Raw genomic sequence first — 3,088 nt, 5'->3', positions numbered from 1 at the left:
GGCGGCGTCGACAAGTGTGGTGATGAGCACTTCGGCGGCGCGCGTGGTGGGTTCGGTCAGGTGCGGCGGGGCGCTGACCGCCACGCCGGCGAGTGAGGCGGAGGCGTCGCGCATGTTCTTGCCCACAAGTGCGTCGTTGAGGATGTCGCGCAGGATGCGCACGCCGTCGTCGCCAATTGGCGCGGCGAGATCGACGTTGCGTTGGTCGACGCGGCCGGCGTCGGTGATGAGCACGAGCAGCAGGCGCGTTGGTGTGAGTTCGACAACCTCACAGTGTTTCACGCGCGAGGCGGACAGGTTCGGCAGTTGCACCACGGCGGCTTGGTGGGTCAGTTGAGAGAGCAGTTGCACGGAGCGGCGTAGCACGTCTTCGAGGTCCACCCCGTCTTCGAGGAAGTCCAAAATCGCGTGGCGCTCGGCGGCGGACAGTGGTTTGACGTCGTGGAGCGCATCCACGAACTTGCGGTAGCCGGCCTCGGTGGGGATGCGCCCGGACGAGGCGTGCGTCTGCGAGATGTAGCCCTGCTGCTCAAGCACCGCCATGTCGTTGCGGATCGTGGCCGACGACACCCCCATGTTGTGCCGTTCCACCAGCGCTTTGGAGCCGACGGGTTCTTGGCTGGCGATGTAGTCCGCCACGATCGCCCGCAGCACCTTTTGGCGCCGCTCGTCTGCTGCGCTCATGATCGCCTCCTTACTCGGCTGCCAGGATATCGGTGATGATGCCGTCTGCAAGCAGTCTGCCGGTATCAGTCACGCGCAAGCGCTCTCCCCGCTCTAGGAGCCCCGCGCGCACATGCTTATCGACGACCCCACGCGCCCGATCCCCAACCCACCCGGCCGGAATCCCCTCACGCAGGCGAAGCCCGAGCATGATCGCCTCCATGTGGGCTTCGTCTGCGGTGATGGTTTCGGTGTCCTGGATGGGCAGGGTGTCGTCGCCAAGCAATTGTGCGTAGCGCTCGGGGCGCTTGACGTTAAAGAAGCGCATCCCGTCAATGAAGCTGTGCGCGCCGGGGCCTGCGCCCCACCAATTCTGGTTGTGCCAGTAGATGAGGTTGTGGCGGCACTCGCCGCCGGGTTTGGCCCAGTTGGAGACCTCGTACCAGTCGTATCCGTTGCCCTCCAGCGTTGCGGCGATGATCTCGTAGCGGTCCGCGTAGACGTCCTCCTGCGGTGCGGGTAGTTCGCCGCGGCGGATCTTGCGCGCCATGGCGGTGCCGTCTTCCACGATGAGCGAATAGGCGCTGACGTGGTCGACGCCGGTTGCAAGGATGGCATCCAGGGTGTGGCGCACATCGTCGTCGGTTTCGGTGGGCGTGCCGTAGATCATGTCCAGGTTCACGTGCTCGAAGCCTGCGGAAAGGGCCTCGCGTGCGGCGGCGACGGCGCGGCCCGGGGTGTGCTGGCGGTCTAGGACTTTCAACACCGGCGTGGAGGCGGACTGCATGCCGAGCGAGACGCGGGTAAAGCCGGCATCGCGCAGGCCCGCGAAGTAGTCGGGGCTGGTGGATTCCGGGTTGGACTCGGTGGTGATCTCCGCGCCCGCCGCGATACCGAAGGTGTTGCGGATGGCGCCCAGGATGCGGCCGAGGCCTTGCGCGCCGAGCAGGCTCGGGGTGCCACCGCCGATGAACACCGTCTCGGCTTTTGGCAGGTCGCGGGCGGCGGCGAGCTCGAGTTCGCGCTCCAGCGCGTCGAGGTACTGCGCGTGCGAGGAATCCACCTCGGTGGGCGTATACGTGTTGAAGTCGCAGTAGCCACAGCGCGTCGCACAAAACGGCACGTGGATATACACGCCGAAGGAATCCATCACGGAACCCCCACCTAAGCCCCGCGCAGGGAACGCTTCGCCGCCACCTTCGCCACAATGCGGTCGATGCGGGCACGCTCCTCCAAAAACTCCGGCGGGTTGGATCCGCGCATCGTGCGCACGAACGCCGGGTGGTCCAAGCAGACGGTTTCCACCCAGCCGATCACGGCTTCCTCGACGATCTCGCCGACCCGCGCGTACAGGTGCGGAAGCGAGACCACGCCGAGTTCGCGGGCGACCATGTCGGTCTGCTCGAGCGTAAACGAGACGATCTCCTCCAAGTGCTGCACCACCAGTTCGGTGCGGCCGACGAGCGCGTCGTGCATCGTCTGCACCGAAAATGGTGCTTGCAGCGGGAAGAGGTCTTTGAGGCCGGCGGCGTCGAGAAGTTCAGGCTGCGGGATGCGCTCCTCTGGGCGCACACCCACCGACAGGTAGCCTGCGGCGCGGCCCGAGGTCAGCGCTTGGCGCAGGCCGATTAACTCGGCGACGATGCGGCGTGCGTCCTGGCGGGCGTCGTCGACAATCTCCTCGAACTCTGCCAGGCAATCTTCAGTGAGCTCACCGTCATAGTCCGCAATCAACTCGGCGACGTGCTCGATGTACTCCGCAACCTCGTCGCCGATGTTGTAAATCTCCTGGGTAAGTTCACGGTGACGCAGCACGGCTGCAGTTTTGTGCACGGCGTGAACCCCCTTAAAACGGACTGTGGAAGTGACAAATTGGGATGCTATGTCACAGCGTGAGCCGATGAGGGTAGGCGCGCCGTTAACGCTGATACAGCTTGTCGATGTCCTCCTGGAAGCGCTGGAACACCACATTGCGCTTCACCTTCATCGTCGGCGTCATCTCGTCGTGCTGCTCCGACAGGTCGCGATCCAGGATGCGGAACTTCTTAATCGCCTCCGCGCGCGAGACGGTCGCGTTTGCCATGTTCACCGCGTCTTGCACCTCGGCGCGCAACGCCGGGTCCTGCGCCAGATCCGACACCTTCTTGTTCGCCGGGATGTTGTGGTTCGCCTTCCAGCGCTTCAGTTCCTCCTCGTCGAGGGTGACCAGCACGCCGACGAACGGTTTACCGTCGCCGACCACCAACGCGTTAGAGATCAGCGGGTGCTGGCGGATGATCTCCTCCATCGGTCCCGGGGAGATGTTCTTGCCGCCGGCGGTGACGATGAGGTCCTTCTTGCGGCCGGTGATGGACACGAAGCCGTCTTCGTCGACCTCGCCAAGATCGCCGGTGTTGAACCAGCCGTCCGTGAGCGCTTCCTCGGT

The 3,088-nt window shown here is 64.8% G+C and carries 3 protein-coding genes and 1 pseudogene; all 4 read right to left on the bottom strand.

Going from position 1 to position 3,088, the window contains the following annotated elements; all coding sequences use genetic code 11:
• A partial coding sequence (hrcA, locus tag HMPREF2656_RS09930; RefSeq protein WP_083319505.1) for a heat-inducible transcriptional repressor HrcA occupies nucleotides 1–687 on the bottom strand: 687 nt, incomplete at its 3' end.
• A 7-nt stretch (nucleotides 688–694) separates the two neighbouring features.
• Nucleotides 695–1,813, bottom strand: coding sequence for a radical SAM family heme chaperone HemW (gene hemW / locus HMPREF2656_RS09925; protein ID WP_168167560.1), 1,119 nt, complete (start codon nucleotides 1,811–1,813; stop codon nucleotides 695–697).
• Between the two features lie 14 nt (nucleotides 1,814–1,827).
• Complete coding sequence (locus HMPREF2656_RS09920) at nucleotides 1,828–2,496, bottom strand: hypothetical protein (RefSeq protein WP_070816555.1); 669 nt, start codon at nucleotides 2,494–2,496, stop codon at nucleotides 1,828–1,830.
• 85 nt (nucleotides 2,497–2,581) lie between these two features.
• Nucleotides 2,582–3,088: pseudogene (locus tag HMPREF2656_RS09915) on the bottom strand (AMP-binding protein); the annotation flags it as partial.

The organism is Corynebacterium sp. HMSC034B08 (assembly GCF_001835805.1).
Lineage (GTDB): Bacteria > Actinomycetota > Actinomycetes > Mycobacteriales > Mycobacteriaceae > Corynebacterium > Corynebacterium coyleae.
This window is presented reverse-complemented; position numbering and strand designations above follow the sequence as displayed.